The organism is Clostridium sp. AF28-12, from assembly GCF_003435225.1.
Taxonomy (GTDB): Bacteria; Bacillota; Clostridia; order Lachnospirales; family Lachnospiraceae; genus Pilosibacter; species Pilosibacter fragilis.
This window is the reverse complement of the sequence record NZ_QWGJ01000063.1, coordinates 1-1250: the sequence shown is the minus strand read 5'-3', so window position 1 is coordinate 1250 and position 1250 is coordinate 1. Positions and strand designations below refer to the sequence as shown.

Annotated in this window: 1 protein-coding gene; it reads right to left on the bottom strand. The window is 55.8% G+C overall.

What is annotated here, in order from left to right:
* The coding region (locus DWY93_RS16770) for a VirB4-like conjugal transfer ATPase, CD1110 family (RefSeq protein ID WP_117472747.1) at window positions 1-1250 on the bottom strand (1250 nt) is incomplete at both ends.

The following is a 1250-nucleotide window of genomic DNA, read 5'->3' as shown; positions in this document are numbered from 1 at the left end:
TTTTTTAAGTCAAGGCATACCAGACGGCGGTTCAGGTCCACGTTGGTTTCATGGTTGAATACGTTGAGAGAGCCCGACACATAAATTTCAAGGGCCGTCGCCAGCCGCACCGCCTCGCCCTCCGGCTGGGAACAGAGCAGGTCATACAGGGTTTGGAGGGTCGGCATTTTGCTTGTTTCCGGGTCCTGCAAGTGTTCCCGGTACATCTGGCGCACACAGCGGTCAATGACGGTACGCTCCACCGGCTGCAAGCCGTCCTTGCCGCCGACGATCAGCTCCATCAGCGACAGGATAAAGTCGGCTTTCAGCGCCATCGGGTTTTCCTCGTCGAAGCTCAAATCAATGTCCATCGGGTTGATGTGGTGGGGGCTGTCCGGGGCGATCTCGATGACCTGTCCGCCCAGCCGCCTGATAAGGGGCGAGTATTCGCCCATCGGGTCCACCACGATAATGCGGTCTTTTGTGGCAAGAAACACGTTCACAAGCTCCCGCTTTGCGGCAAAGGATTTGCCGGAGCCCGGCACGCCGAGGAACAGGCCGTTGGGGTTTTTGAGCTTTTTCCGGTTTGCCATGATGACGTTATGGGAAAGTGCGTTGAGCCCGTAATAGACGGCTTCGCCATCCATACGGAGCTCCTGCGTCATAAAGGGAACGAAAATGGCCGTGGAGCTGGTCGTCATGCCGCGCTTGATCTCAATGCCGTTATGGCCCAGCGGAAGGCTGGAAAGAAAACCATCCTCCTGCTGGAAGTCCAGCCGCTTCAAGGTGCAGTTGTATTTCTGGACGATACCCGACACCGTGAACAGGTCATTGTCCAGCTCCCGGCGGGTCGGGGCCATGTTTACCACAAGGAAGGTCAGCAGGAACATTCTTTCATTCCGGCTCTGTAAATCTTCCAGAAGGGTCTTTGCGTCGTTGCTGTACGTTACAAGGTCGGGCGGGAGTATGTCCATGTCGTACCCTGACCGGGCTGCCTTTTTTTGTTCCTCCACTTTCATCTTGTCAATGTCGGAGACTTTGGCCTTGATGGATTTTACGGCGGCGGCCTGATCAACGGTCTGGATATGGAGGGTGATGGTCATTTCCGCATCCATTTCCAAAAGCTCCGCCAGCAGCTTGTCCGAGAGCTCCGAGGCCAAAATCTGCAAGTAGGAGGCAGCGCCCCAAGTCGTCCCCACCCGGAACAGTCGGCTGAAACGAAAATCGAAACTGTCCGGGGCGATAAAGTCTTTGGTGGAAAGCCCGGTTTT